Raw genomic sequence first — 23458 nt, 5'->3', positions numbered from 1 at the left:
TAACTGTAAATTGTTCGACAAATTCACACAATTTTATATCATGGCAGAAAAGGTGTCGAACGGGCGCGGTGTATTGCCCTAGTAGACTTAATAGGGAATCTGGTGAAAGTCCAGAACTGTCCCCGCAACTGTAAATGCGGACGAAATGAAATCACCACTGTGCCGTGTGATGGCGAAAGCTGTTACCTGCATGGGAAGGTTCAGAGTAGGATGATGCATGAGTCAGTAGACCTGCCTTTGCTGCCGAATGTTTCCTATCTTCGGGGAGTGAGATGGTGAAACGACGAATGAATGTTTACATATCAAGCATTTCTATATTTTGTCGTTTCTTACTCATTCCTAGATAGGAATGGGTTTTTTATTTATACATCAATCAGAGAGGAGAATAAACATGAAGCAGTGGAAGTATTATGTGATGTTTCTTGCTTTTCTATTAACATTCGGGCTGCTGGTCGGATGTAATAGCGAAAACGCGAACAATGAAACAACTGCCAAAAAGCAAGAAGCAAAAACAGAAGAAGCAGCGTTTCCGGTGACGGTAAAAGACGGATTAGGAGAAGAAGTGACGATCCAGTCCGAGCCAAAAAAGATTGTTTCGTTGATTCCTAGCAACACAGAAATCGCCTATGCGTTAGGATTAGGTGAGAAAATCGTTGGTGTGAGCGATTTTGACAACTATCCGGAGGACGCCAAAAAGAAAGAAAAAATCGGCGGCACAGATTTCAATGTCGAGAAAATTATTTCTCTGAAACCTGATTTAGTGCTTGCGCATGCTTCAGGCGCCCATAACTCCAAAGATGGATTACAACAATTGAAAGATGCAGGAATTACCGTATTGGTTGTGAACGATGCCAAAACGTTTGATGATGTGTATCATTCGATTGAATTAATCGGAAAAGCAACAGGGACGACGAAAAAAGCACACGAAATCATTGAAAATATGAAAACAAAGCTTGAGGCGATTAAAGAAAAAGCAAAAAGCATAAAAGAGAAAGATCAATTGAAAGTATGGGTCGAAGTATCACCGGCACCGGAAATTTATACGGCCGGAAAAGGAACATTTATCGATGACATGTTAAAGGTGATTTCAGCGAAAAACGTGGCTGGTGATCAAGAAGGCTGGCCGATGTTTACGGAAGAAAAAGCAGTTGCTTTAAATCCTGATGTCATTATTACAACATATGGAGATTATGTAAAAGATGCGACGAAGCAAGTGATGTCTCGTCCTGCTTGGAAGGACGTTCCAGCTGTGAAAAATAAACGGGTGTACGATGTGAATTCTGATTTAGTCACACGTCCAGGTCCGCGTCTTGTCGAAGGGGTAGAGGAACTTGCTAAAGCGATTTATCCAGAAGTCTTTCAATAATGCAGCGATTTACGCGGTGACGGTCGTCGTTGTGATCGTTTCTCTTTTGTTAGGGATATCGATAGGCTCTCTATCGATTCCCTTTTCTACTATTATTGATATTTTTTTATATCAATGGTTTGGAACTCCATTGAATAGCGATATTCCTACCAATCTTGTTCAAATCGTCATGGAGATCCGCTTGCCGCGTGTTGTATTGGCATTCTTGGTAGGCGCTTCGCTCGCACTGGCGGGCGCGGCATTTCAAGGGCTGTTGAAAAATGCGCTTGCTGATCCGTATACGCTTGGCGTTTCTTCCGGGGCTTCCGTTGGGGCGGTCATTGTGCTCTTCTTCGGCATTCAATTGCCGTTTGTCGGCACGTTTACATTGCCGATTGTCAGTATTCTATTTGGGCTTTGTACGCTGTTTCTTGTGCTTTTGTTTACAAGAGCGGTCGAACGGAAGATGTCGGTCGAAACGATCATTTTAGCTGGAATTATGTTTGGTGCGTTTTTTAGTGCGCTTATTTCGCTCATGATTGCGTTGACGGGAGAAGAATTGCGGCAGATTATTACATGGCTGATGGGAAGCGTGGCGATGCGAGGCTGGAATTATACGATGATGACGTTGCCGTTTTTTCTTATCGGTTCTTTATTATTGTTATGGAATTCTCGTGAGCTCAATGCGTTTGCGTTTGGAGAGGCAACAGCGGCTCACATCGGTGTTGATGTCATGAGGAGAAAGCTTGTCATTTTAACGGGCGCTTCGCTGTTAACCGGCTCTGCGGTAGCCGTTTCTGGCACGATCGGTTTCGTTGGCTTAGTCATTCCCCATATGATTCGATTAGTATGCGGTCCGAATCATCGCTTGCTTTTACCATTGTCGCTTTTGTATGGCGGTGCGTTTCTTGTCCTTGCTGATTTGGCCGCGCGAACGATCATTTCGCCGCGCGAACTGCCGATAGGTGTCATTACTTCCTTGATTGGTGCTCCGCTATTTGCGGTGTTATTTTTTAAAAGAATGAAGAGAAAGACGTGATGAATGTGCTCGAAGTGAATAACGTGTCTTATCGTTATCATGACAAAATGGTATTGCAAGATGTAACGTTTACCGTTCAAAAAGGGGAATTGTTTGGCATTCTAGGACCGAACGGCAGCGGAAAAACAACGTTATTAAAGTTGTTAAGCAAGGAACTGTCACTACAAACAGGAATGATTTTTCTCAATGGAAAGCCGCTTGTTTCGTTTTCACAAAAAGAATTGGCACGGCTTGTTGCCGTATTGCCGCAAAGCGTCGATACGACGTTCGGTTATACGGTAAAAGAAACGGTCGAGCTTGGTCGTTATGCTCATCAAGGCAGCCTTTTTCCAAAATGGACAGAGGGAGATGAGCAGGCAGTGATAAAAGCGATTGAGCAAGTGGAGCTGCTTGACAAAATGGAAGAAGGGATCGACCAGTTAAGCGGAGGGGAACGGCAGCGCGCATATTTAGCGCGGGCGCTTGCGCAAGAGCCTGACATATTGCTTTTAGATGAGCCGACCAATCATATGGATATTGCCCAGCAAATGAAATTATTAGATCGCCTTTCCAAATGGACAAAAGAAAAAAGGTTAACGGTGATCGCTATTTTTCATGATATGAATTTGGCAAGCTTATATTGTGATCGCATTCTTTTCCTTAAGCAAGGAAGCGTTATCGGTGTGAGTGAGCCGAATGATATGATCGAAGAATCGACATTGCGAAACGTGTTTGGCGCTCCAGTGAGGCGTCAAGCCCATCCCGTTGTGCCAAATCCAATTGTAACGTTTTTGCCAGAAATGGAGCTTCCGGAAAGGGAAAAGGAACTTCGTGATCGTTTGACGATAGAAAAGAGCCATGAGCGGATTGTTGTTACGACTTCCCAACCGTTTAAAGTGTTATCATCGTCGCTTGTGGGAGCTGGCTTTCAATGGGCGACTCATTTTGTGAACCGCCATGTGTCGAAGGATTACCGGTGCGATGATGCTGAAGAGGAAATGAAGCAGTATTTACGGTCGCATACGTTGGACGTGAAGCGGACGATCGGGATGATGACAGCGGTTTGTTTAGAAGACGCTGCCTATGTATATCGGAAAGAAGAAACGTTTTCGCTGTTTACGATTGTTACAGCAGGGATTGGAAATGCAGTCGATGCTGCGAAAGCGTGGGAGAGGGACGAGTCTGCTAAAGGAGTCGGCACGATTAACATTATCGTGTTCATTGACGGAACGTTGATGGACGCTGCCTATGTGCAAGCAATGATGACGGCAACGGAGGCAAAAACGAAAGCGCTGTATGACGAGCGTATCCTTGATCCAAAAACGAACACGATGGCGACGGGAACTTCGACCGATTGTATCGCGATTGCTGCTTCACAAATGAATACCGTCTTTGACTACGCTGGCACGATTACACCACTTGGCAAAGCGATCGGTCGTTCTGTCTACGAAGCGACGAGAGAAGCGCTTCGCCGATATCAACAGCGAAGAGGGGACGATCAATGATTCATCATCTTTTTGCGATTATGCTGGCGGTGGCGCTTGATTGTTGGCTTGGCGATCCGCATTGGTTCCCGCATCCTGTGCGGGGGATGGGGGCGCTCATTGCCTACTTTGATCGACATTTCAATCGCGGGCGCGGTCGGCGGCTAAAAGGAATATTCACCGTCGCAAGCCTTTGTCTCATTATATATGCGATTAGCTTTTTTCTCGTGTATACTAGTTATCGAATTACTACAGGATTGGGCATTGTCATAGAAGCGTTTCTTATTTTCACGACGATCGCAACCAAAAGCTTAAAAGAGGCTGCTTGGCATGTGCTTGTGCCGCTTGAACAAGGTGATGTAGAGAAGGCACGAAAAGAACTGAGCATGATCGTTGGACGGGATACGGAAAATCTTGATGAGCGGGAAATTGTGCGCGCCTGTGTCGAGACAGTTGCGGAGAATACAAGCGATGGCATTACCGCTCCGCTTTTTTACGCGCTTCTTGGCGGCGCCCCTTTGGCGCTTGCGTATCGTGCCGTCAATACGTGTGATTCCATGCTTGGTTATAAAAATGATACATATCGCGATTTCGGATGGGCGTCGGCACGCTTAGATGATGTGTTCAACTATATACCGGCACGGTTAACGGCGATCGTTATGGTGCTTGTCAGCAGGGAAAGACGTATTCGTCACTGTTTGAAGTTGCTCATGCGAGATGCGCACAAACATCCAAGCCCAAACAGTGGTTGGGGAGAGGCAGCAATGGCAGCACTGCTTGGTGTGCAACTTGGAGGAACAAATACGTATAAAGGAGTTGTATCTCATCGCCCGAACATCGGGGATCCGCTCCATCAGTTGAGGAAAGAGCATATTCGCCAATCGGTAAACGTCATGATTCGCACTGTTTTCGCTTTTATCGTTTTGCTTTGGATAGGAGGGATCATCATTGAATTTACCGTCTCATGGGGCTAATCCTCATCAATTATATGAACGCATCGGACTTCCGGTTCCAAAAATGTGGATCGATTTTAGCGTCAATACGAATCCGTATTCGCTGCCGCTTTCAGCGTGGCCGACGCAAGCGGAATTTTGCCGCTGGGCAATGGAGTATCCCGACCCTGATGCTTCGGAGCTAGTCAGTTACCTTGCTCGTTCTGAACGTGTTTCCAAAGAACAGTTGTTCATCGGAAATGGGGCTTCGCAATGCATTTATCTACTTGCACAATTATTTTCCAGGAAAAGAATCGGCATCGCTGAACCGACGTTTTCTGAGTATCGCCGGGCGTGTGAGGCCAATGGTTGCTCCATTTTTTCAATTGTTTCCGATGAAGAAAGCGATTGGACATATGAACAAAGTAAGCTGCTAGAGTTCCTAGAGCAAGTCGATGTGTTCTTTTTTTGCCATCCAAACAATCCAACGGGAACAGTGATGAAAAAAGAACAGTTATATTCACTTTTAGAAGCGGCAGACCAAGCCAATACGTTTGTCGTGATTGATGAAGCGTTTTATCATTTTTGGCTTGAAGCGTTTACTGCTATAGAATGGATTGATTTGTTCCCTCGTCTCATCGTTATTCGCTCGCTTACAAAAATGTATCATTTAGCTGGTGCGCGTATCGGGTACATTGTAGCCAATGAGGAGATCATTCAAAAGGTAAAAGCACTGCAACCGCCGTGGAGCGTCAGCCAAGTGGCACAACGGCTCGCGCTGCATTTTTTACCGATGAATGAGTTTGTGGCCCATACGAAGCGAATGATTGCCTGTGAGCGTGAACGAATCAAAGCGGTTTTGCAAGAAACGGGCTATTACGTGTCGCCATCGGTTGTGAATTTTTATTTATTGCGAGCGTCACATCTTTCGACGGAGAAACTGTTATATGATTTATTGAAAGAGGGGATGATTCCGCGCCATACAATGAATTTCTATAGTCTTGACGGAAAGTATTTGCGTTTAGCAGTCAAAACAAAAGAAGAAAATGATCAATTATTACATGTATTAACAAGGTGGTCGCGATGATCGTCTTTATTAGCGGCGGTGTTCGCAGCGGAAAAAGCGCGATTGCTGAGGAGTATGTGAGAAAACTCGCTTCTTGTGAAAATGTCGTTCATTATATTGCCACTGCCCAAGCAGTTGATGACGAAATGAAAATGCGTATTGCCTATCATCAAGAACAGCGCGCCCGGCAATCACTTCGATGGATGACATGGGAACGATCGGTGGGATTACACGAACTTGCCACTCGGTTTGGTTCCAATGATGTCGTATTGCTCGATTGTTTAACGAATTTGTTGGCGAATGAATTGTTTAGCGATGAAGGTTGGAAACAAGAAGATACTTGTTTTCAAAAAGCAAGGGGGATTTTCGAGGCAGTCGTGCAGCTCGCGGCTCACAGTAAAGCGCTTGTCATCGTTTCTAACGAGCTATTTTCCGGCAGTGTGCCTGAAGATATGGGGACATACCATTTTATGAAAACGCTTGGCTGGCTGCATCAACAAATTGTTACAAGAGCCTCTATAGCGATTCTCGCTCAACATGGCATTCCACTTGTGAAAAAAGGAGAGGCCGTTTGATGAAAACGATATGGCATGGGTGGCTGTTGTCATTGCAGTTTTTGACAGTGATTCCGATCCGAAAAGAAATAAACTGGCAACCAGCGACAGCAAGATGGTCGGTGCGCTGTTTTCCGATTGTCGGACTATTGATCGGCGGGATACTGGCGGGGTGGTATTCATTTTTTTCTTCCTTCACTTCTGTTTCGCCTTTGTTTCTTTCAATTTCGCTTTTGTGGTTGTCCATTTTTTTGTCTGGAGGTCTGCACGCGGACGGATGGATGGATGTGAGCGATGCGTTTTTTTCCTATCGGGATGTCGCGCGAAGACAAGAGATTATGAAGGACTCTCGCGTCGGGGCGTTCGCCGTTTTATCGATTATGTTTCTTTTATCATTTCGCTTTTTATTTATGTATGAAACGATAGGATCTCATGTATCTGTTATGTTTTTTGTTTTGATTCCGCTCTTGTCGCGTGGCTTTATGGCATTGCTTCTCATATATGGTCGCTTGGCGAAAGCAACTGGAATGGCAGCAGCATTTCGCGAGCATGTGTTCAAGCGCGATGCGTATGTCGTTATCGCTATTTTGCTCTTTTGGCTTGTGAGTATTAGCGTTGGAGTCCCTTATGTATTTGAGAAGCTTGTTATGTTGACGGCGGGAGCGCTTGTTTGCTTTTTGGGAGCACGATCGTTTTGTGAAAAACAATTTGGCGGTATTACCGGTGATATGCTCGGGGCGTTTGTAGAAGGAGTGGAGACGTGGCTATGGTTCATCATTTGGCTATTACATTTCTTCGACACGGTATAACGAAAGAAAATGAAGAAAAGCGATATATTGGTTTTACCGATGTGCCGCTTGCCGAACATGAAATTGTCCGACTTCATGAGGCAGGGATCCGTTTATATCCAAGCGCGGATTTCATTGTGTCGAGTGATTTAATACGTTGTCGACAAACGTGCGAGATCTTGTTTCGTAGCAGCGACGTACTTGTGTACGAAACGGAGGAATGGCGTGAAATTCATTTTGGTGATTGGGAGGGAAAAACCTTCGCTGAATTGAAAGAAATAAAAGAGTATCAGCAGTGGTTGCAATCATCGTTTTCTGTGGCTCCGCCGAACGGGGAGAGTTATGCTGAGTTTCAAGCACGGATCGAAACTGCATTGGCACGTACGGTGGAGCTCGCCGGACGAGTAGGTGCTCGTCATGTAACCGTAGTCACACATGGTGGTCCCATTCGATATGTGCTCGAACGTTATGCCCCGATTCAGCGTTCGTTTTGGGAATGGACAGTTCCGTTTGGCGGTGGGTTCACGTTGGAGTCGACGCTTGAGCGATGGAGGGAAAAAAAGCGATGCATTTCATTGTCGGAGGTGCTTTTCAAGGGAAGAGAAAATGGGCGCGCCAATATTATAGATTAGATGAAATCGAATCATGGATGTGGTGCAATGGCTATGAAAGAGAATATGTTTTACCTGATGCGAATACACTCAAACAAATCATTATTTTGGAAGGATTAGAAGCATCGATTCGACGTACGCCGAGTCGCACTCATTGGGAACATGTTTTTCAAATGTGGCACGATTGGGAGCAAGGAGATGACGAGCGAACAGTCGTATGGATTGGCTGTGATATTACTCAAGGAATTGTACCGCTGACAAAAGAGGAGCGAAACTGGCGTGATGTAACGGGGTGGTGTTACCAAGAGTTGGTGAAACGATGTGAGCGTGTCGATCGCGTTTGGTGCGGATTAGTTGAACGAATAAAATAAAGGAGGAAAGTTCTAAATGAGATTGTATACACGGACAGGGGACAAAGGGACAACGAGTCTCATTGGCGGACGCGTTGATAAAGATCACTTGCGTGTCGAGGCGTACGGTACGTTAGATGAAGTGAATTCGTTTGTCGGGCAGGCGATGGCGTTATTGGAAGGAGAGAAATTCCAAGACATTTATGCGGAACTACAAAAAATTCAACATGAATTGTTTGATTGCGGCGGTGACTTGGCGATTATCAATCAGAAACTTCCATACAAAGTGACAGCGGAAATGGTCACGTTTTTAGAAAATCGAATCGACGAATACATTAAGGAAGCGCCGCCGCTTGAAAAGTTTATTTTGCCGGGCGGCTCAAAAGCAGCAGCAGCAATTCATGTAGCGCGAACGGTGACGAGAAGAGCGGAACGCTGCATTGTATCGTTAAGCAAAGCAGAACCGATTAACGATATCGTTTTGCAATATGTAAATCGTCTGTCCGATTACTTTTTTGCTGTTGCTCGCGTCATTAATGCACGCTTAGGAGTAAAGGATGTGGAATATGAACGAAGCGCGATTGTGTTTCGCGATAAGGAGGAAAAATAATGCGGGATATAAAGAAATTTACGGCTGTCATTTTGTTTGTTAGCTTATCGGTCATTGGCTCGCTATTGAAGCTGCCGACAGGGCTTGGCAGCGTTGCGTTAGATAGCGCACCAGCACTTGTTGCAGCGGCGCTCTTTGGACGAAATAGCGGCGCGCTCGTGGCCGCTGTTGGTCATCTGTCATCGGCGTTTTTTGCCGGGTTTCCGCTAGGTGTGTTTCATTTGTTTGTGGCAATAGAAATGGGGTTGCTTGTTTATGGATTTGGTTGGCTGTTTCAGCATCATTGGAAAAAGGCAGCCTATATATTCTTTTTTATCGGTAATGCGTTTCTCGCTCCGCTTCCATTTATCTTTTTCATGGGCAGCGCATTTGTGATGGCGCTCTTTCCGTCGCTGATTATGGGAACAATGGCGAATGTCTTAGTTTCTTTTGCTGTCATTCCTTCTCTTGTAAAACTTCCAATGATCGACAGTAGGAAGATGCCGCATGCGTGACGTACTGTTTTTGCCACTTTATCAAGATGAAGAGCTTGTTATTGCGGCGGATGGCTCTGCAGCTATTGGGCTGAAAGAAGCGGATATCGTTCATGTTCCATATGAAACAGTCGCGTATTTCGCAGCACGCGTCGCCTTAATGGAAGTGATGTGTGTCGGTGCGGCTCCGCTTGCGGTTGTCTTGCAAAATTTCGTTCACAATGAGGTATGGGAAGCGCTTTGTACCGGAATTCGCACGGCTCTTGGCGAGCTGCATCTCGATCTTCCGATTGTTGGAAGCACCGAGTCCAATTTTCCGACATTGCAATCGGCAGTCGGGATGACGGTCATTGGTATGGTTCACAAAGCGCAAAAACGAATCGGAACAACACCATCGGACGCGAAGTTCGCCGTTATCGGGGAGCCGCTTGTCGGCGATGAGGTGATGGAGCGACGTGATCGCGTCTTACCACTATCCTTGTTTCGCCAATTGCTACATAGGAATGATATTTATGAACTTGTCCCCGTTGGTTCGAAAGGAATTTTCTATGAGCTCCAAGGATTACTCGACGACAACAGCCTTCAATCCTCACAATGTTCTTGCGCATTACCGCTACATGCTTCATCAGGCCCAGCTACTTCGTTAATAATTAGTTTTGACCCAAATGGAGAAGAAGAAATTAAGCAAATGGCCAGAGACTACTTTTTTCCTATTGAGATAACCTCGTAAACTAGTAAAAAAGGAAGAATATTCCGCAATATTCTTCCTTTTTCGTTATGGAAATTTTAAGATAGATGTAACAAAACTATTTGTCTTATCGACAGATGTAGTAGAACGGGAGGAAAAAGGATGGATTCCGTTTTTGAGGAGTTGTATGAGAAGTACCATCAAGATCTCTTTAATTTTTTATTTTATATGGTACGAAGCCGTGAGCAAGCGGAAGACCTTGTTCAAGAAGTATATATAAAAGTATTGCGTTCCTATGAGCGATTTGAAGGAAAAAGCAGTGAAAAAACATGGCTGTTGTCTATTGCGCGGCATGTGGCGATCGATTTTTTTCGTAAACAAAAAAGTTGGCGGCGAAAAATTATCAAAAAACTTGATTGGACTGCTGGGCAGGTTCGTGATACACAACCGCTGCCAGAGGAAATCGCCATTCAAAAAGAAGAGATTCAGCTCATGTATCGCTGCCTTGGTCGCTGTACCATTGATCAACGCCTTGTGATTGTGCTCCGGTTTATTCAAGCGCTATCCATAGCAGAAACAGCTGAAGCGCTTGGCTGGACGGAAAGTAAAGTGAAAACGACACAACATCGGGCGTTAAAAGCGTTAAGACAGCACATGGAAGAAGAAGCAGCGAAGGGAGGAATGCAGCTTGAAACAGTCTCGATGGAGTGAACAATGTCTCCAGCATGTACTACAACAAATGCCACTCATCCAAGACAGACGTTCAAAGGAAGAAATTTATAGTCAAGTGTCATCAGCGCGTAAAAGAGAACGGAGGAAAGTCTGGATCATTTCGTCGATGGCTTCGATCGCTGCAGCATTCTTATTTGTCATCATTAGTCTATCAAACATGCCTGCTTTACAGCCAAAACGGGAACATGTCATTAAAAAGAAGAACGAAGCAATAGCAATAATCCCGCTGCGAGCGCAAGACCATTCTCAAGAAAGTCAAGCGATCATTCAAGCTGATCAAAGAGATGTCGTGCAGTCGCGTCTTGTGACGAAAGAGGAATTACATGATCAAGATGTGGTTGTTTTCGGCATTCCTGATGTGAATGGACAAACGGTAATTCCGGTTAGTGTGTTTGTTGCGAAGGGAGAACAATTGTCTCAACAAATAGAAAATGCGCAGTCCCAAGTAATGGGAGAAGAGTGGGGGTTATCAGACAACTTGTTCGATCGTATAACTATTTCTCCTTCTCATAATCAGAAAGGATTATGGGTTGTTCGTGTACCAAAGGCGCACTCTGCTTTATCAGGTGGTTCGGCAAGCGAAGTCATGTTTCTTTCGAGTATTGAGGAGACGGTGCGCTGGATGGGCGGAACGAGCGTGCAATTTTTTACTGAAAACCAAAAGGGAATCGATCTTCCGAATACAGGACATGTTGAATGGCTAAAAATCCCGCAAAAGAAACGTGCTTACTATTTCTATCAATTGGATCGTTCTCATCCTTTGTTTCTTGCTCCATCACCAAAGGAATTTTCAACGTTTCAAGCAGCGTTAGAGCACATGAAAACTGCAAGCGACGATCCGTTTCGTCCCTCCATTCCAAAGCAGGTAAATATTGCGATGGTTCAACCGCAACAAGGCGGAGTAGTGGTTCAATTTACAAGCGATTCACGACTGGATGAGTCTCCCGCTATACAGTGGATGTTGGAAGCCATTTTATTAACGGCAAAAGAGTTTGGGTTTCAATTTGTTACGTTTACCGGCGGAAATGTAAGCCGAATCGGTCCGTATGCTTTTGATGAAAAAATTGCTGTGCCTGTTGCCCCGAACCCAATGCCGATCAAGTAACAACCCCCTCATCGATAAGATGGAGGCTCTGTTACAATTTTGTTAAAATCGCCTGAACCAAGTTCTAATTGCTCCTGTCTTCACATAATACATATATGGTCAAAACATTAACAGGGGGGAAAACTACATGGATGATATCATGAAGCGATTGCTTGTAGTGGCGGGAATGGCGATTTGTATTCGATTGTTATTTATGGTCGGCTTGGCAAATTAACCTTTTGAAAATTCATTAAAATCATTGTCCTCTCACTTTTGCGTGAGATATAATGAGAGAAACTAGTGGGAGGCGATGCTTGGATGTTAACAGACTATCATAATCATCTGGAAAGAGGAACATTGACGCTAGATTATTTAAAGCAATTTACTGATGAGGCAGCACGGAAAGGAATTCAACATTTCGGCATTTCCGAACATGCCTATCATTTCTATCAAACGAAAAACATTCTTTCTAATCCGTGGGTCGATGAGCGAAGATATTATGATATGAAAGACTATGTTCGTTTATTTCATCAGGCGTGGGACGCAGGTATCGATGTAAAGATGTCGATTGAAATGGACTATACGCCGGGCAAGCATGAGGAAATGGCAGCGTTTATTCAATCGTATGAGTTTGATTACGTCATCGGTTCTATTCATTGGGTCGATGATTTTGGTATTGACTTGGCAGAATACCGCAAAGAATGGGAACGTCGAGATTTGTATGATACATATCGCAAATACTTTGATCAAGTTGTCACATTAGCTGAGTCGAACTTATTTGATATTATTGGTCATTTAGATTTAGTGAAAATTTTTAAGTATGTCCCGGAAGATGAAGAATTTTTGCTCGAACAATATGACAGGGCGACCACTGCACTTGCCAATTCGAAAACGTGTGTTGAAATTAGTACAGCAGGATTGCGCAAACCGGTTGGTGAACTCTATCCTGACAAACGGCTGTTAAAAATGTGTTACGACAAAGGGATTCCAATCGTTCTTTCATCTGACGCTCACGTTCCAGAGCATGTCGGTGCTGATTTTGACCAAGCGATTGCCCTAGCGAAAAGCGTTGGATATACCGAACTGATGACGTTCCATAAAGGAGAGAGAAAAGCTGTACCACTTGGGTGAGAATAAAGGGGAAGCGTTCCAATTTCGATTAAAGCTTGACTACGTCCTGTGGGCAAACGGCGAAATGCCTCCATCTTGGCTTTACGATAGCCAAATGTTCTTCGACTGTAGAAGTGCTTGCATTTCAATGGAGAAGGTGATTTAGCACAAGAGAGCTTGTTGCCGAAGCCAGACAAAATTACCGCTGATAGGGAAAAAGGAATGGGGAGTCCCCATTCCTTTTTCTATGAATCTTTTATACTTCTAATTTTTTTACAGTTTCAATATCTTCAATCTTGGATAATGTTTCTAAAAGTGCATCATCTAGCGGTTTATCTAATGATAGCATCATAATCGCTTTTCCGCCTGCCTGCTGACGCCCTACTTGCATTGTTGCAATATTGACTTGATGTTCCCCTAACACGTTTCCGACTTTCCCGATCATTCCCGGTCGATCTTGATGCTCAATGTAAAGAAGATACCCTTCAGGAGCAAAGTCAATAGCAAACCCGTTCAAATGCACAATACGGTCGCCATAGTTTGGAATATGGGTTCCTTTAATCGTAAACGTGTTCTGTTCCCCATGCACAGTGAACGAAATACAATTGGCATAGCCGTGTGTTTCATTAGAAAATTTTTCTCCGAACGTAATGCCGCGCTCTTTGGCGATCATGGCTGCATTGACTTCATTGACGGTGGAGGCGACGCGCGGTTTTAAAAAGCCAGCAAGCAAGCTGCGCGTAATATATGTTGTTTCTAAATCGGCCACTGTTCCTGCATACGTAACCGTTACTTCTTGGACAGGCACATTCATATATTGTGATGCGATCATGCCCATCTTTTTCGCTAGATTATAGAAGGATTGAATTTTTTCGTAAATATCCTTCGATAAGGTTGGAAGATTAATAGATGAAGTGACCGGTTTCCCTTCTAAAAATTGCAACACTTCTTCTGCGACTTGTGTCGCCACGTTCAGCTGCGCTTCGACGGTTGATGCCCCTAAATGAGGGGTGACAATGACGTTATCAAGCGAAAGAAGCGGATGATCTCCCGGTGGTTCTTGTTCAAATACGTCAAGTGCGGCACCGGCTACATGCCCGTTTTTCAAAAACTTGACTAACGCTTGCTCGTCAATAATTCCTCCACGCGCACAGTTGATAAGATATACGCCTTTTTTCGTTTTGGCTAGATTTTTTTCGCCAAGCAACCCTTTTGTTTCCTTCGTCAATGGAGTATGTACGGTAATAATATCCGAAACAGCGAGCACTTCATCGAGTGTACAGACGGAAACTCCAAGTTTTTCAGCACGTTCTTTTGTTAAAAACGGATCGTACACATGCACTTTCATGCCGAATGCACGCGCACGTTTGGCAACTTCGGAGCCGATACGGCCAAATCCGATCACACCTAAATGCTTACCGTGCAGCTCGGTACCAACAAACACCGAGCGATTCCATTCACGCGACTTTACAGAAATATGCGCTTGCGGAATATGACGGACAAGGGAAGCCATCATCGCAAACGTATGCTCCGCTGTAGAAATCGTGTTCCCATTGGGCGCATTAATGACGACGACTCCATGCTTTGTCGCTGCGTCAACATCAATGTTATCCACACCTACGCCGGCGCGACCGACGATTTTTAAGTTTGGCATTTTAGAAAGCAACTCTTCTGTTACTTTTGTAGCGCTTCGCACAAGCAATGCATCGAATTCATGAAGGCGGTCTTCTACTTCAGTGACATGTTTTTGGACGATTTCAATATGTTCGGATTTTTGTAGAGGGGCTAATCCTTCTTCACTAATTGAGTCAGAGACTAAAACGCGAAACACAACGTGTGCTCCTTTCTCTTTCAAGAATTTTAAATTTCTGATAATTTATCATATGAAAAGTCGTCTGTCAATGAAATGAGAAGAAGTCATACCAATGTAAACGTTTTTATCAAAAATGTTCGGAAATTAAGAAAAACAGAGTCGATTTGCCTAATGGTGCCGAGGGCCTACTGCTCTGTGGGAGAAGGTTATTTGGTAGAATATAGAAGGTAAAAGAGAAGGGGAACAAAAAGACAACCAAGTTGAGCAATGTCAACTTGGTTGCCGCGTCTTATTTATTTTTGTTTTCATTGTAGCGAGCGATGCATTCTTCAATCAATTTGGCTGCTGCTTCTGGGCCTTCCCATGTACCGATTTCTGTTCTCTTGCCTTGTAAATCTTTGTAGCGCTCAAAGAAATGAGCAATTTCTTTTAATTTATGTTGTGGAAGGTCTTCAATGCTGCGAACTTCATCAAAGCGAGGATCTTCGACAGGAACACCGATTAATTTCGCATCCTCTTCGCCGCTGTCGACCATATTCAAATAGCCGATGACACGAGTATCAATGACACAACCAGGGAACGTCGGATTGGTAGTGATGACTAAAATATCAAGTGGATCGCCATCTAATGCAAGCGTGTTTTCTAAGTAACCGTATTCAGCTGGATAAAACATTGGCGAGAATAAGACGCGGTCTAGTTTAAAGATCCCACGTTCTTTATCAAACTCATATTTGTTTTGGCTGCCGGTAGGAATTTCAATAAACGCTTCGACAATTTTGTTTTCAAAAGCCATCGACAATTTCCTCCTTAATAAATATGTATGCTTTTCTTATTATAGAATATGAGGCAAACAGTAGCAACAATTGGTTAGAAATTGTGTAAGTAAAGTTTTGATGAGCGGTTTTTGATCAACTTTGCTAAGCTGTTGCTTGTTTTTCCACGCTCATACTTGGCTTGTGAGAAAAAGTATACATTTACCCATATTCATAAATCTTTAATTTAATATTTTCAGCTTAACAAAATATCAATGATCCGTTATAATGAAGCTAAAAAATAGAATAGATCTATCTTCGGGGCAGGGTGAAATTCCCGACCGGCGGTGATGAAACATCTTTGTTTCTAAGCCCGCGAGCCTAAAAGGCAGGATCTGGTGCGAGTCCAGAGCCGACAGTATAGTCTGGATGGGAGAAGATGGAGGTTGGTAACGTTCGAAAAATAAGCAAACCGAACGTTTCTTTAGCATGCCGTAAAGCTTCTTCCTCATGCAAATGCATGGGGATTTATCTTTTTCTGGCGCTAAAGAAGCCTTCCTCTTTTTCTTGAGATGGATCTAAATCCTAGAAAAGAAAAGGAGAGAAGAATATGCAAGAAAAACGTAATGTAAAAAAACTTGTTGCTGTCGGAACATTTTCCGCTATTGCCTATTTGTTGATGATGCTGAATTTTCCGCTTCCAATGCTTCCAACGTTTCTGCTCATTGATTTCAGCGAAATCCCGGCTCTTCTAGCAGCGATTATGTTCAGTCCGATAGCGGGCGTTGCGGTGGAAGCGATTAAAAATTTGCTGCATTACTTTATTCAAGGAAGCGGCACCGGCATTCCCATTGGGCAGCTTGCGAATTTTCTCGCGGGAGTGTCGTTTATTTTACCAGCTGCTTATTTATTTCAAAAGTTCCGTAATTCAAAAGGCTTGACGTATGGATTAGCCTTAGGAACTGTGATTATGACATTAATGATGAGCATACTAAATTATTATGTCATTTTACCAGCATATACGTTTTTCCTTAACGCTCCGGCTTTATCATCCCAACAAGCGAGAGAGTTAATCGTAACTGGCATTTTGCCGTTCAATATGATTAAAGGCATCACGATTACTATCATTTTTATGATGTTGTTTGCAAAAATGAAGCCGTGGATTCAACGTCAAATGGCTGTATAATATAAAAAAGCCCCTTTACCAGCGTTAAAGGGGCTTTTTCCTATTTTACTCAAACTTATTTGGATCTCCGTCGAACGGCTCGTCTGCCACTTTAATAGAGTCAGTAGGACAGCCTTCAAACGCATCCATCATGTCATCAATTAAAATGTCTGGCACTTCGACGATTCCTTGGTTATCATCAAGGGTAACATACGCGATTCCTTCATCATCATAGTCATAAATATCTGGAGCAGCCGCGCCACATGCCCCACATGCAATACAGGTTTCTTTGTCAACAATTGTATACTTTGGCATGAGTAAAAACCTCCCCGAGTTCGATTTGCAACGGATTCCATTACGTTATGTAACTGGAAACGTGTTTCTCATACTTTATAATAAAGATGTTTTACAAACTTTTCAATAGAAAAGTCGAATGGAAGAGTGCGTTCCATGGCTAGAATGACCGTTTTTAGTTTGTCCATTTTTTAATGATTGAGAAACAGGAAAACATTTCGCAGGAAACGTTTCGACATTTTTGTTACAATCAACGTATACATAACCAGATTGAGTGGAGGAGCGAAGCGGATGAAAAGCGATTATGGATCGTTCCTTCTTCTATTTTGTTTGCAGAGATTGAATGGCGAGCGTTCCTTATCAGCTTTGTACCATTTGTTTTCTGGGAAAAAATCGTCACAAACATTGCAGGATAGTAAATGGTTTCGACTTGAGCGCTTTTTTGGCGTTTGGAAAGAGCTAGAGCTGCATGAGATTGAAGCGGTTGTACGCAAATTTGTTGAAAAGCAATGGGTGGTTCCTACAGCCGAGCGTTCTTATCTATTGACGAGAAATGGGAAAGACCAGCTTGAACAATGGTTGCAACAATCATTTTTCCCAATTCATTTGAACGGTTGGAAATATCATTCGTCGGAAATGCTGTTTTGGTATCGCCTTTCGCTTCTTGTACAGACGCTGTCGAATGTGATTCATCGCCGTACATTTGAGCCAATTCATCGCCATGAGGAGACATTTGTTTGGGTGAAGCGATACCTTTTTGCGCAAAAGCGGAGCACTCGCGAGTTAGCTGGCTCCCTTTATGAAGACATACGAACACTGCTTGCTTCCATTTCCGAAGAAGAAGCGACGGTGTTTACCTTGCGCTTAACGAGTTTTGAACGAATTGGCTGGACGAATGAACAGTTGGCGGTTTTTTTGAAAAAAGATCCGATTTATATTCGTTTTATGTTTCAGCACGTATTGCATTATATAATGGAAAAAGTGGAAACGGACAAGCTTTCTTTTCCTACTTTATATGAGTTGCTTTGTGATATCTCTCCATCTATTCCATTGACGCTGTCAGCACAAAAGACATATGAATGGCTGCGGAAAGGAAAAACGATCGACGAAATTGCGCGGTTGCGCCGTTTAAAGCGAAGCACCATTGAAGATCATATTGTGGAAATTGCTGCGAACATCGATGAATTTTCTATTGAACCGTTTGTGAATCAAAAGCGTGCATCACAAATTATGGAGGCCGTACAACGATTGCAAACAAGAAAATTAAGACAGATTCGTGAAGCGGTTGGTGAAAATATCCATTACTTTGAAATTCGTCTTGTGTTGGCGAAGATAGGGGATGTATATGAACCTTGAGATGTTGTTAGAAGAAAAGTTCGGTTACCGCTCGTTTCGAACGGGACAGCGGGAAATTATCGAAGATGTGATGAGAGGACGCCATGTACTGGCAATGCTGCCTACAGGTGGTGGGAAGTCGCTTTGCTATCAGTTACCCGGTTATCTCTTGCCTGGAAGTGTGCTTATTATTTCGCCTCTTGTTTCGCTGATGGAAGATCAAGTGAGTCAGCTACGCCAGCGAGGAGAAAAGCGGGTGATCGCGTTAAATAGTTTTCTAGACAGCGATCTCAAAAGAGCTGCGTTCTCCAATCTTTCGTATTTTCGCTTTATTTATGCATCGCCGGAAATTTTGCAGTCACCTTCGCTTATGCAAGCGTTAAAGAATGTGAAAATTTCGTTGTTTGTTGTTGATGAAGCTCATTGTATTTCGCAATGGGGGCATGATTTTCGACCTGATTTTTTAAAACTAGGAGACATTCGCAAGCTGGTAGGCTCTCCGCCGTGTTTAGCGTTAACGGCGACCGCACCTCCGGAAGTGATGGACGATATTGTTCGTACGCTTCAACTGGATGAAGTTCAGCGGCATATTTACTCGATTGACCGTCCGAATATTGCTATAAAGGTCGAGAAAATGGATTCTGTCGAAGAGAAAGTCCGTCAGCTTATTCACTATGCAAAAACATTGCAAAGCCCCGGTCTCATTTATTTTTCGAGCCGGCAGTGGGCAGAAATCATCGCGAGACGATTGCAAGAAGAAGGGATCGAAGGAGTCGCATACTATCATGGCGGCATGGATGCAGAGCAGCGCATGCTGATCCAGCAACAATTTTTGCGTGATCAACTGCAAATCGTGTGCTGTACGAATGCGTTTGGAATGGGCGTGAACAAAGCAAATATTCGCTTTGTCATTCATTTTCATTTTCCGGGGCAACTAGAAGCCTATTTGCAAGAAATCGGCCGGGCAGGCCGCGATGGAAAACATAGTATCGCCATTTTGCTATATACCAATGGCGACGAGGACATGGTACAATCTCTTATGGAGATGGAATTACCTACGGATGCACAAATAAAGCAATTATGTGAATCGTTATTGACCAATGCCCAAGATGCAAGCGAGTGGAAGCAACAATTGAGCGCACAACTTGGCCTTACGGAAGTACAGTGGCGCATCCTTGATTATTTTTTTGAGACAGAAGGAGTGTTTTCTTCGCTCTCGTCGCTGACTCGTGATGATGTACAATTGCTATCTGCGAAGTTATGCAAAAGAATAGAAGAAAGAAAACGATGGAAACGAAAAAAATTACACCAAATGCTATCGTGGTTATTTCATTCTACTTGTCGCCGCGAATGGATCGTTCGTGCTTTTCATCAACAGCTTGAACAAACACCATATGCCTGTTGTGACCGATGCGGCTTTTCACTGGATGATTACCTTTATAAACAAAAAATAGAAAAAGCGTGGACGTTCCATAGTTGGGAAGAGGAGTTGAAGCGAATTTTCTTTATGAAATGAGGCGTTTTCATGAAGCGACAAAGCGAGCAAATACGAGCAATGAGCGACCGGGAAGTGCTTATTCATTTATATATCACCCAATTGTTGCTGCTAGGGATAGCCTTTATCATTGGCCTGATTCTTTTTGATTGGTCGTCCTTTGAGCGCCTTTGGCACATCCATATACCGACAATTGTCGGATATGGGGGTGGCAGCGCTTTACTTGTCTTAATTGTTGATTTTTTGTTTATGCGCTATTTACCGAAAGAGTGGTATGATGATGGTGGTGTGAATGAAAAAATTTTCCAAAAACGCTCCATCCCCCATATTTTTCTCTTATGTTTGTTGATTGCATTCAGTGAAGAGTTGTTATTTCGTGGTGTCATTCAAACGAATTTTGGGCTTATTGCGGCAAGTGTGATTTTTGCCCTTTTACATGTTCGCTATTTAGCAAAATGTTTTTTATTTATCATGGTTATGTTGTTAAGCTTTTTTCTTGGTTACATATACGAGATCACAGGCAGCCTTTGGGTGACGATAGTTTCCCATTTTCTGATTGACTTTGTATTAGCTGTGAATATTCGCCTAGATTACCTTCAAAAGAAGCGCCAAGAAGATTGAGGTGAACAAAGAGTGGAACAACAAAATGCTTATGATCAAGCCGAACATCTACGAAACCAAGTGAACGATTGGAAACAACGGATAGATGAGCAGGACGCATTATCGCTCCCGCCGCGCAGCGAAGTACATAAGCAAAAGCAAACGAAAAAAAGAGTCAAGTGGAAGCTGAAATATCCGGTCATTCGTTTACTGACGCTCTTTTTTATTTTGCTCCCGATTTCGATTTTAAGTATTTATTATTTACATGACGACAAGCCATCGCTTCATGTTGTCACAATGGATACCAATAGCAGCTATGAACCGATTGATATCGTCAATCAGGAAGAGGAGCAAGTACCTCCTGTTAAACAGACCAAAGTGAGTAAAGAGAAACAAACAGAAAAAGAGCAGTCTGAAACAGGCTCTTCATCGCGTTCCACTGGCAAAAAAGAAGATGTCATTACTCATACGGTTCAAGAAAACGAAACATTATTTAGCATTGCGATGAAATATTATCAAAGCGCTGAGGGAATGGATATTATTAAAAAATGGAACCATTTAGAGAGCTCACAACTGCATAAAGGACAAGTATTACAAATTCCTTTAGTCGATACCGGAAAATAAGGATACTATCAGTGACTAAAGATACTGTAACGATTAGAGGATGCCATGTTCAATAGAAGAGCATATATCCTCTTTTTTCATTATTATTAGATGTTGAAATGTAGTCTCTTATTATTTAAAGAATGTGTGTTTGTTTTGGTAGAAAGTGGGGAACACAGCCTACAAGCGGGGGTTGAGACCGAGCGTAAAAATGGACGATAACAGCGAAGACGCTCTTCGAATCGTTGAAATGAAACATCAAAAAGTTAGAGGACGAAAATAAGCAATTGCGAGAACAGTTGAAAGTAGTTGATATAGAAATTTATAAACGGTTGAATCAACTTTATTTTTGAAGCTGAAAAGAGAGGTTAAAATTACCAGTTTTTTATGTTAAAATGGTTTTAATTTAGTTAGGAGAGGTGAGTTTAGTTGAGGAACGTAGAGCAGAGTACAAAATTAGATTTAGAACGAATCGTTTTTATTGGCAGAACGTTTGAAGAGTATATGGACATGTTTTCTCTTTCAATGGAGGAGCTAAAGGGCAAGAAAATACTAGATTGTCCGGCAGGGGCATGTTCATTTACGGCATTAGGTAACAAATTAGGATTAGACGTAACCGCATGTGATATTGCCTATTATCATTCGGTGGAAGACCTTGAACATGCGATGGAACACATGGAAAAAGCGAAAAATAATTATATTTGGGATTATTTCGAAGATATAGAAGGACTCAGAAAACATCGGTTGAGTGCATTAAAAGATTGTGTGAACGATATGAGGGAGTCTAACGGACGATACGTTCCAGTTACTTTACCTTCTTTGCCATTTAAAGATGCGGAATTTGATGTGATTCTTTCAGCACATTTTCTATTTATGTATGCGGATCGATTAGATGATCAATTCCATATAACAACGCTAAATGAGTTATTAAGGGTTTTGAAAGAGGAAATTCGCATTTTTCCTTTAGTAGATTTAGAAGGGAAACGATATACGCATTTAGATCATTTAGTCAGTTACCTCATAGAAAATGGATGTACGGTTGAAGAGGTCAAAGTTCCATATGAATTTCAGAAAAACGCTCATTCGATGTTAAAAATAAAAAAAAGGTAACAGGAAGGGACAAACGTTCAACGTTGTTCTTTTTCTGTTGAATATAAAATCAGCCTGCTTTTCGAATGAAAGGCAGGCTGATTCTTTGAATTAAAAGAATGATAGGTAAATCTTAATTCAACATACGAAATCAGTTAGCTCAATGAAAACGAAACGTAATGTGTTTAAAACGTATTACATACAGATTCAAAGATTCAAGATTGAATAATTTCGTTTAATCTCTTTCATTAAAGATAAAAGGCCCCGCCCTTCTTTTTTATTAAAAAGATATAGACGTTTTTTTATTAAAAGTCAAAATTATCCGGGTCTGGACCGACTCGATGATTTTGATTCAGTCCATCAATTCGCTTCATATCTTCTTCCGTTAACTCAAAATCAAATACCGATGCATTTTCAACAATTCGATGTTCTTTTGTCGTTTTTGGAATAGTTACAACACCGTTTTGTAAGTCCCACCGTAAAATGACTTGAGCAACAGATTTGTTATACTTATTTGCGATCTCTTGGAGAACTTCATTATCTAGTAATTGGCCTTGCATTAATGGAGACCAAGCTTCCAGCTGAATTCCATGTTCCCGACAAAACGCCTGAAGTTCTTTTTGGGTTAAACGTGGATGGTATTCCACTTGGTTCACCATTGGCTTAATTTCTGCGTCTTTCATCAAATCTTCAAGATGATGGATTTGAAAATTACTTACTCCAATAGCTCTTACTCGTCCTTCTTTATAAAGAGTCTCTAATGCTCTCCATGCATCTTTATACTTACCTTCTACAGGCCAATGAATAAGGTATAAATCTAGATACTCTAAACCAAGTTTTTTTAGGCTCGTTTCATAGGCTGCTATGGTAGATTCGTATCCTAAATCGGTATTCCAAACTTTCGATGTCACAAATAGATCTTCTCTAGAAATGCCAGCTTCTTTTATCCCTTCACGGATACCTTGTCCGACTCCCACTTCATTTCCATAAATAGCTGCTGTATCAACGCTGCGATAACCATGTTTAATGGCTGTTTTTACAGCATGAACTAACTCAGGACCGTCTTCTACTTTAAATACCCCGATACCAAACCAAGGCATTTTTACACCGTTATGCAAAGTTGTTGTATCTTGTAAATTTTTTGCAACCATAAATTGACCTCCTAATTGTTATAAATTGAAATTGGATTCGAACTGTATTGCTTTTTCGTAAGGATCTATCACCTCCCTTCAAGCAACGTTCGACCATGCTGATTTAGGGGAATTGATCAGAAGGCAAAGGATCGTTGTTATTCATTACATTGTATAAACAGATTTTGGCTATAATGTTTATTTTTCGAGAGGTTGGGTTTTTGGTATTTCTCTTCTTGATCTATATAGATTCAGATTAATTTTCCGACATAACCACCTGTCCGATGCGTTGGAGCACTTTTTCTGGAAATTCAGAAAGGTACTCTAAGAACGAAAC

At 42.6% G+C, this 23458-nt stretch carries 25 protein-coding genes and 2 riboswitches; of the genes, 21 read left to right on the top strand and 4 right to left on the bottom strand.

Annotated features, from left to right (window positions below; all coding sequences use genetic code 11):
- Positions 1 to 33: 33 nt before the first annotated feature.
- A riboswitch (cobalamin riboswitch) is annotated at positions 34 to 253 on the top strand.
- 138 nt (positions 254 to 391) lie between these two features.
- From HNR31_RS00125 to HNR31_RS00055, 15 genes are all read left to right on the top strand, one after another.
- Positions 392 to 1366 (top strand): ABC transporter substrate-binding protein, encoded by a 975-nt coding sequence (locus HNR31_RS00125; protein ID WP_181554239.1) that lies wholly within the window; start codon positions 392 to 394, stop codon positions 1364 to 1366.
- Complete coding sequence (locus tag HNR31_RS00120) at positions 1347 to 2384, top strand: FecCD family ABC transporter permease (RefSeq protein ID WP_374058286.1); 1038 nt, start codon at positions 1347 to 1349, stop codon at positions 2382 to 2384. Before HNR31_RS00125 ends, HNR31_RS00120 begins: the two co-directional genes overlap by 20 nt.
- On the top strand, positions 2384 to 3868 hold the full coding sequence (locus HNR31_RS00115) for an adenosylcobinamide amidohydrolase (protein WP_181554237.1): 1485 nt from the start codon (positions 2384 to 2386) through the stop codon (positions 3866 to 3868). Before HNR31_RS00120 ends, HNR31_RS00115 begins: the two co-directional genes overlap by 1 nt.
- Positions 3868 to 4821: an adenosylcobinamide-phosphate synthase CbiB gene (gene cbiB / locus HNR31_RS00110; RefSeq protein WP_181554832.1), complete on the top strand. Its 954-nt coding sequence runs from the start codon at positions 3868 to 3870 to the stop codon at positions 4819 to 4821. Before HNR31_RS00115 ends, cbiB begins: the two co-directional genes overlap by 1 nt.
- On the top strand, positions 4796 to 5866 hold the full coding sequence (gene cobD, locus HNR31_RS00105) for a threonine-phosphate decarboxylase CobD (RefSeq protein WP_181554236.1): 1071 nt from the start codon (positions 4796 to 4798) through the stop codon (positions 5864 to 5866). Before cbiB ends, cobD begins: the two co-directional genes overlap by 26 nt.
- On the top strand, positions 5863 to 6420 hold the full coding sequence (locus HNR31_RS00100; protein ID WP_181554235.1) for a bifunctional adenosylcobinamide kinase/adenosylcobinamide-phosphate guanylyltransferase: 558 nt from the start codon (positions 5863 to 5865) through the stop codon (positions 6418 to 6420). Before cobD ends, HNR31_RS00100 begins: the two co-directional genes overlap by 4 nt.
- The gene (locus HNR31_RS00095; protein ID WP_181554234.1) at positions 6420 to 7208 is read left to right on the top strand and encodes an adenosylcobinamide-GDP ribazoletransferase; all 789 of its coding nucleotides are present in this window, start codon (positions 6420 to 6422) and stop codon (positions 7206 to 7208) included. Before HNR31_RS00100 ends, HNR31_RS00095 begins: the two co-directional genes overlap by 1 nt.
- A complete protein-coding gene (locus tag HNR31_RS00090) occupies positions 7166 to 7819 on the top strand; it encodes a histidine phosphatase family protein (RefSeq protein WP_181554833.1) in 654 nt (217 codons plus the stop codon). The genes HNR31_RS00095 and HNR31_RS00090 overlap by 43 nt, the downstream gene beginning before the upstream one ends.
- A complete protein-coding gene (locus HNR31_RS00085; protein ID WP_181554233.1) occupies positions 7753 to 8169 on the top strand; it encodes a bifunctional adenosylcobinamide kinase/adenosylcobinamide-phosphate guanylyltransferase in 417 nt (138 codons plus the stop codon). Before HNR31_RS00090 ends, HNR31_RS00085 begins: the two co-directional genes overlap by 67 nt.
- A gap of 16 nt (positions 8170 to 8185) precedes the next feature.
- Complete coding sequence (locus HNR31_RS00080) at positions 8186 to 8758, top strand: cob(I)yrinic acid a,c-diamide adenosyltransferase (protein WP_181554232.1); 573 nt, start codon at positions 8186 to 8188, stop codon at positions 8756 to 8758.
- Positions 8758 to 9252: an ECF transporter S component gene (locus HNR31_RS00075; RefSeq protein ID WP_181554231.1), complete on the top strand. Its 495-nt coding sequence runs from the start codon at positions 8758 to 8760 to the stop codon at positions 9250 to 9252. The genes HNR31_RS00080 and HNR31_RS00075 overlap by 1 nt, the downstream gene beginning before the upstream one ends.
- The gene (locus tag HNR31_RS00070) at positions 9245 to 9961 is read left to right on the top strand and encodes an AIR synthase related protein (protein ID WP_181554230.1); all 717 of its coding nucleotides are present in this window, start codon (positions 9245 to 9247) and stop codon (positions 9959 to 9961) included. The genes HNR31_RS00075 and HNR31_RS00070 overlap by 8 nt, the downstream gene beginning before the upstream one ends.
- Before the next feature lie 120 nt (positions 9962 to 10081).
- Positions 10082 to 10630, top strand: coding sequence for an RNA polymerase sigma factor SigX (gene sigX / locus HNR31_RS00065; RefSeq protein ID WP_181554229.1), 549 nt, complete (start codon positions 10082 to 10084; stop codon positions 10628 to 10630).
- Complete coding sequence (locus HNR31_RS00060; RefSeq protein WP_181554228.1) at positions 10608 to 11756, top strand: UDP-glucose 6-dehydrogenase; 1149 nt, start codon at positions 10608 to 10610, stop codon at positions 11754 to 11756. Before sigX ends, HNR31_RS00060 begins: the two co-directional genes overlap by 23 nt.
- Positions 11757 to 12053: 297 nt before the next feature.
- On the top strand, positions 12054 to 12866 hold the full coding sequence (locus HNR31_RS00055; RefSeq protein WP_181554227.1) for a histidinol-phosphatase: 813 nt from the start codon (positions 12054 to 12056) through the stop codon (positions 12864 to 12866).
- 235 nt (positions 12867 to 13101) lie between these two features.
- On the opposite strand, the gene serA is transcribed toward HNR31_RS00055, so the two are convergent.
- Both serA and HNR31_RS00045 read right to left on the bottom strand, forming a co-directional pair.
- The gene (gene serA / locus HNR31_RS00050) at positions 13102 to 14676 is read right to left on the bottom strand and encodes a phosphoglycerate dehydrogenase (protein ID WP_181554226.1); all 1575 of its coding nucleotides are present in this window, start codon (positions 14674 to 14676) and stop codon (positions 13102 to 13104) included.
- Between the two features lie 271 nt (positions 14677 to 14947).
- Positions 14948 to 15451: an inorganic diphosphatase gene (locus tag HNR31_RS00045; protein ID WP_181554225.1), complete on the bottom strand. Its 504-nt coding sequence runs from the start codon at positions 15449 to 15451 to the stop codon at positions 14948 to 14950.
- Between the two features lie 269 nt (positions 15452 to 15720).
- Positions 15721 to 15855: riboswitch (FMN riboswitch) on the top strand.
- A 165-nt stretch (positions 15856 to 16020) separates the two neighbouring features.
- On the opposite strand from HNR31_RS00045, the gene HNR31_RS00040 reads away from it, so the two are divergent.
- Positions 16021 to 16596, top strand: coding sequence for an ECF transporter S component (locus HNR31_RS00040; RefSeq protein ID WP_181554224.1), 576 nt, complete (start codon positions 16021 to 16023; stop codon positions 16594 to 16596).
- 45 nt (positions 16597 to 16641) lie between these two features.
- On the opposite strand, the gene HNR31_RS00035 is transcribed toward HNR31_RS00040, so the two are convergent.
- Positions 16642 to 16890, bottom strand: coding sequence for a ferredoxin (locus HNR31_RS00035; protein WP_181554223.1), 249 nt, complete (start codon positions 16888 to 16890; stop codon positions 16642 to 16644).
- Between the two features lie 270 nt (positions 16891 to 17160).
- On the opposite strand from HNR31_RS00035, the gene HNR31_RS00030 reads away from it, so the two are divergent.
- The 5 genes from HNR31_RS00030 (at position 17161) to HNR31_RS00010 (ending at position 22012) form a co-directional block, all read left to right on the top strand.
- Positions 17161 to 18225 (top strand): YpbB family protein, encoded by a 1065-nt coding sequence (locus HNR31_RS00030; RefSeq protein WP_181554222.1) that lies wholly within the window; start codon positions 17161 to 17163, stop codon positions 18223 to 18225.
- Positions 18215 to 19720, top strand: a complete 1506-nt coding sequence (locus HNR31_RS00025; protein WP_181554221.1) for a RecQ family ATP-dependent DNA helicase — start codon at positions 18215 to 18217, stop codon at positions 19718 to 19720. The genes HNR31_RS00030 and HNR31_RS00025 overlap by 11 nt, the downstream gene beginning before the upstream one ends.
- Before the next feature lie 9 nt (positions 19721 to 19729).
- Positions 19730 to 20320: a CPBP family intramembrane glutamic endopeptidase gene (locus HNR31_RS00020; protein WP_181554220.1), complete on the top strand. Its 591-nt coding sequence runs from the start codon at positions 19730 to 19732 to the stop codon at positions 20318 to 20320.
- A 12-nt stretch (positions 20321 to 20332) separates the two neighbouring features.
- Positions 20333 to 20923, top strand: coding sequence for a LysM peptidoglycan-binding domain-containing protein (locus tag HNR31_RS00015; protein ID WP_181554219.1), 591 nt, complete (start codon positions 20333 to 20335; stop codon positions 20921 to 20923).
- Positions 20924 to 21331: 408 nt separating this feature from the next.
- Complete coding sequence (locus HNR31_RS00010; RefSeq protein WP_181554218.1) at positions 21332 to 22012, top strand: class I SAM-dependent methyltransferase; 681 nt, start codon at positions 21332 to 21334, stop codon at positions 22010 to 22012.
- Positions 22013 to 22296: 284 nt separating this feature from the next.
- Here HNR31_RS00010 and HNR31_RS00005 read toward each other — a convergent pair whose 3' ends face one another.
- The gene (locus HNR31_RS00005; protein ID WP_181554217.1) at positions 22297 to 23142 is read right to left on the bottom strand and encodes an aldo/keto reductase; all 846 of its coding nucleotides are present in this window, start codon (positions 23140 to 23142) and stop codon (positions 22297 to 22299) included.
- Between the last annotated feature and the right edge of the window lie 316 nt (positions 23143 to 23458).

It is taken from the genome of Thermaerobacillus caldiproteolyticus (assembly GCF_013761245.1).
Lineage (GTDB): Bacteria > Bacillota > Bacilli > Bacillales > Anoxybacillaceae > Thermaerobacillus > Thermaerobacillus caldiproteolyticus.
This window is presented reverse-complemented; position numbering and strand designations above follow the sequence as displayed.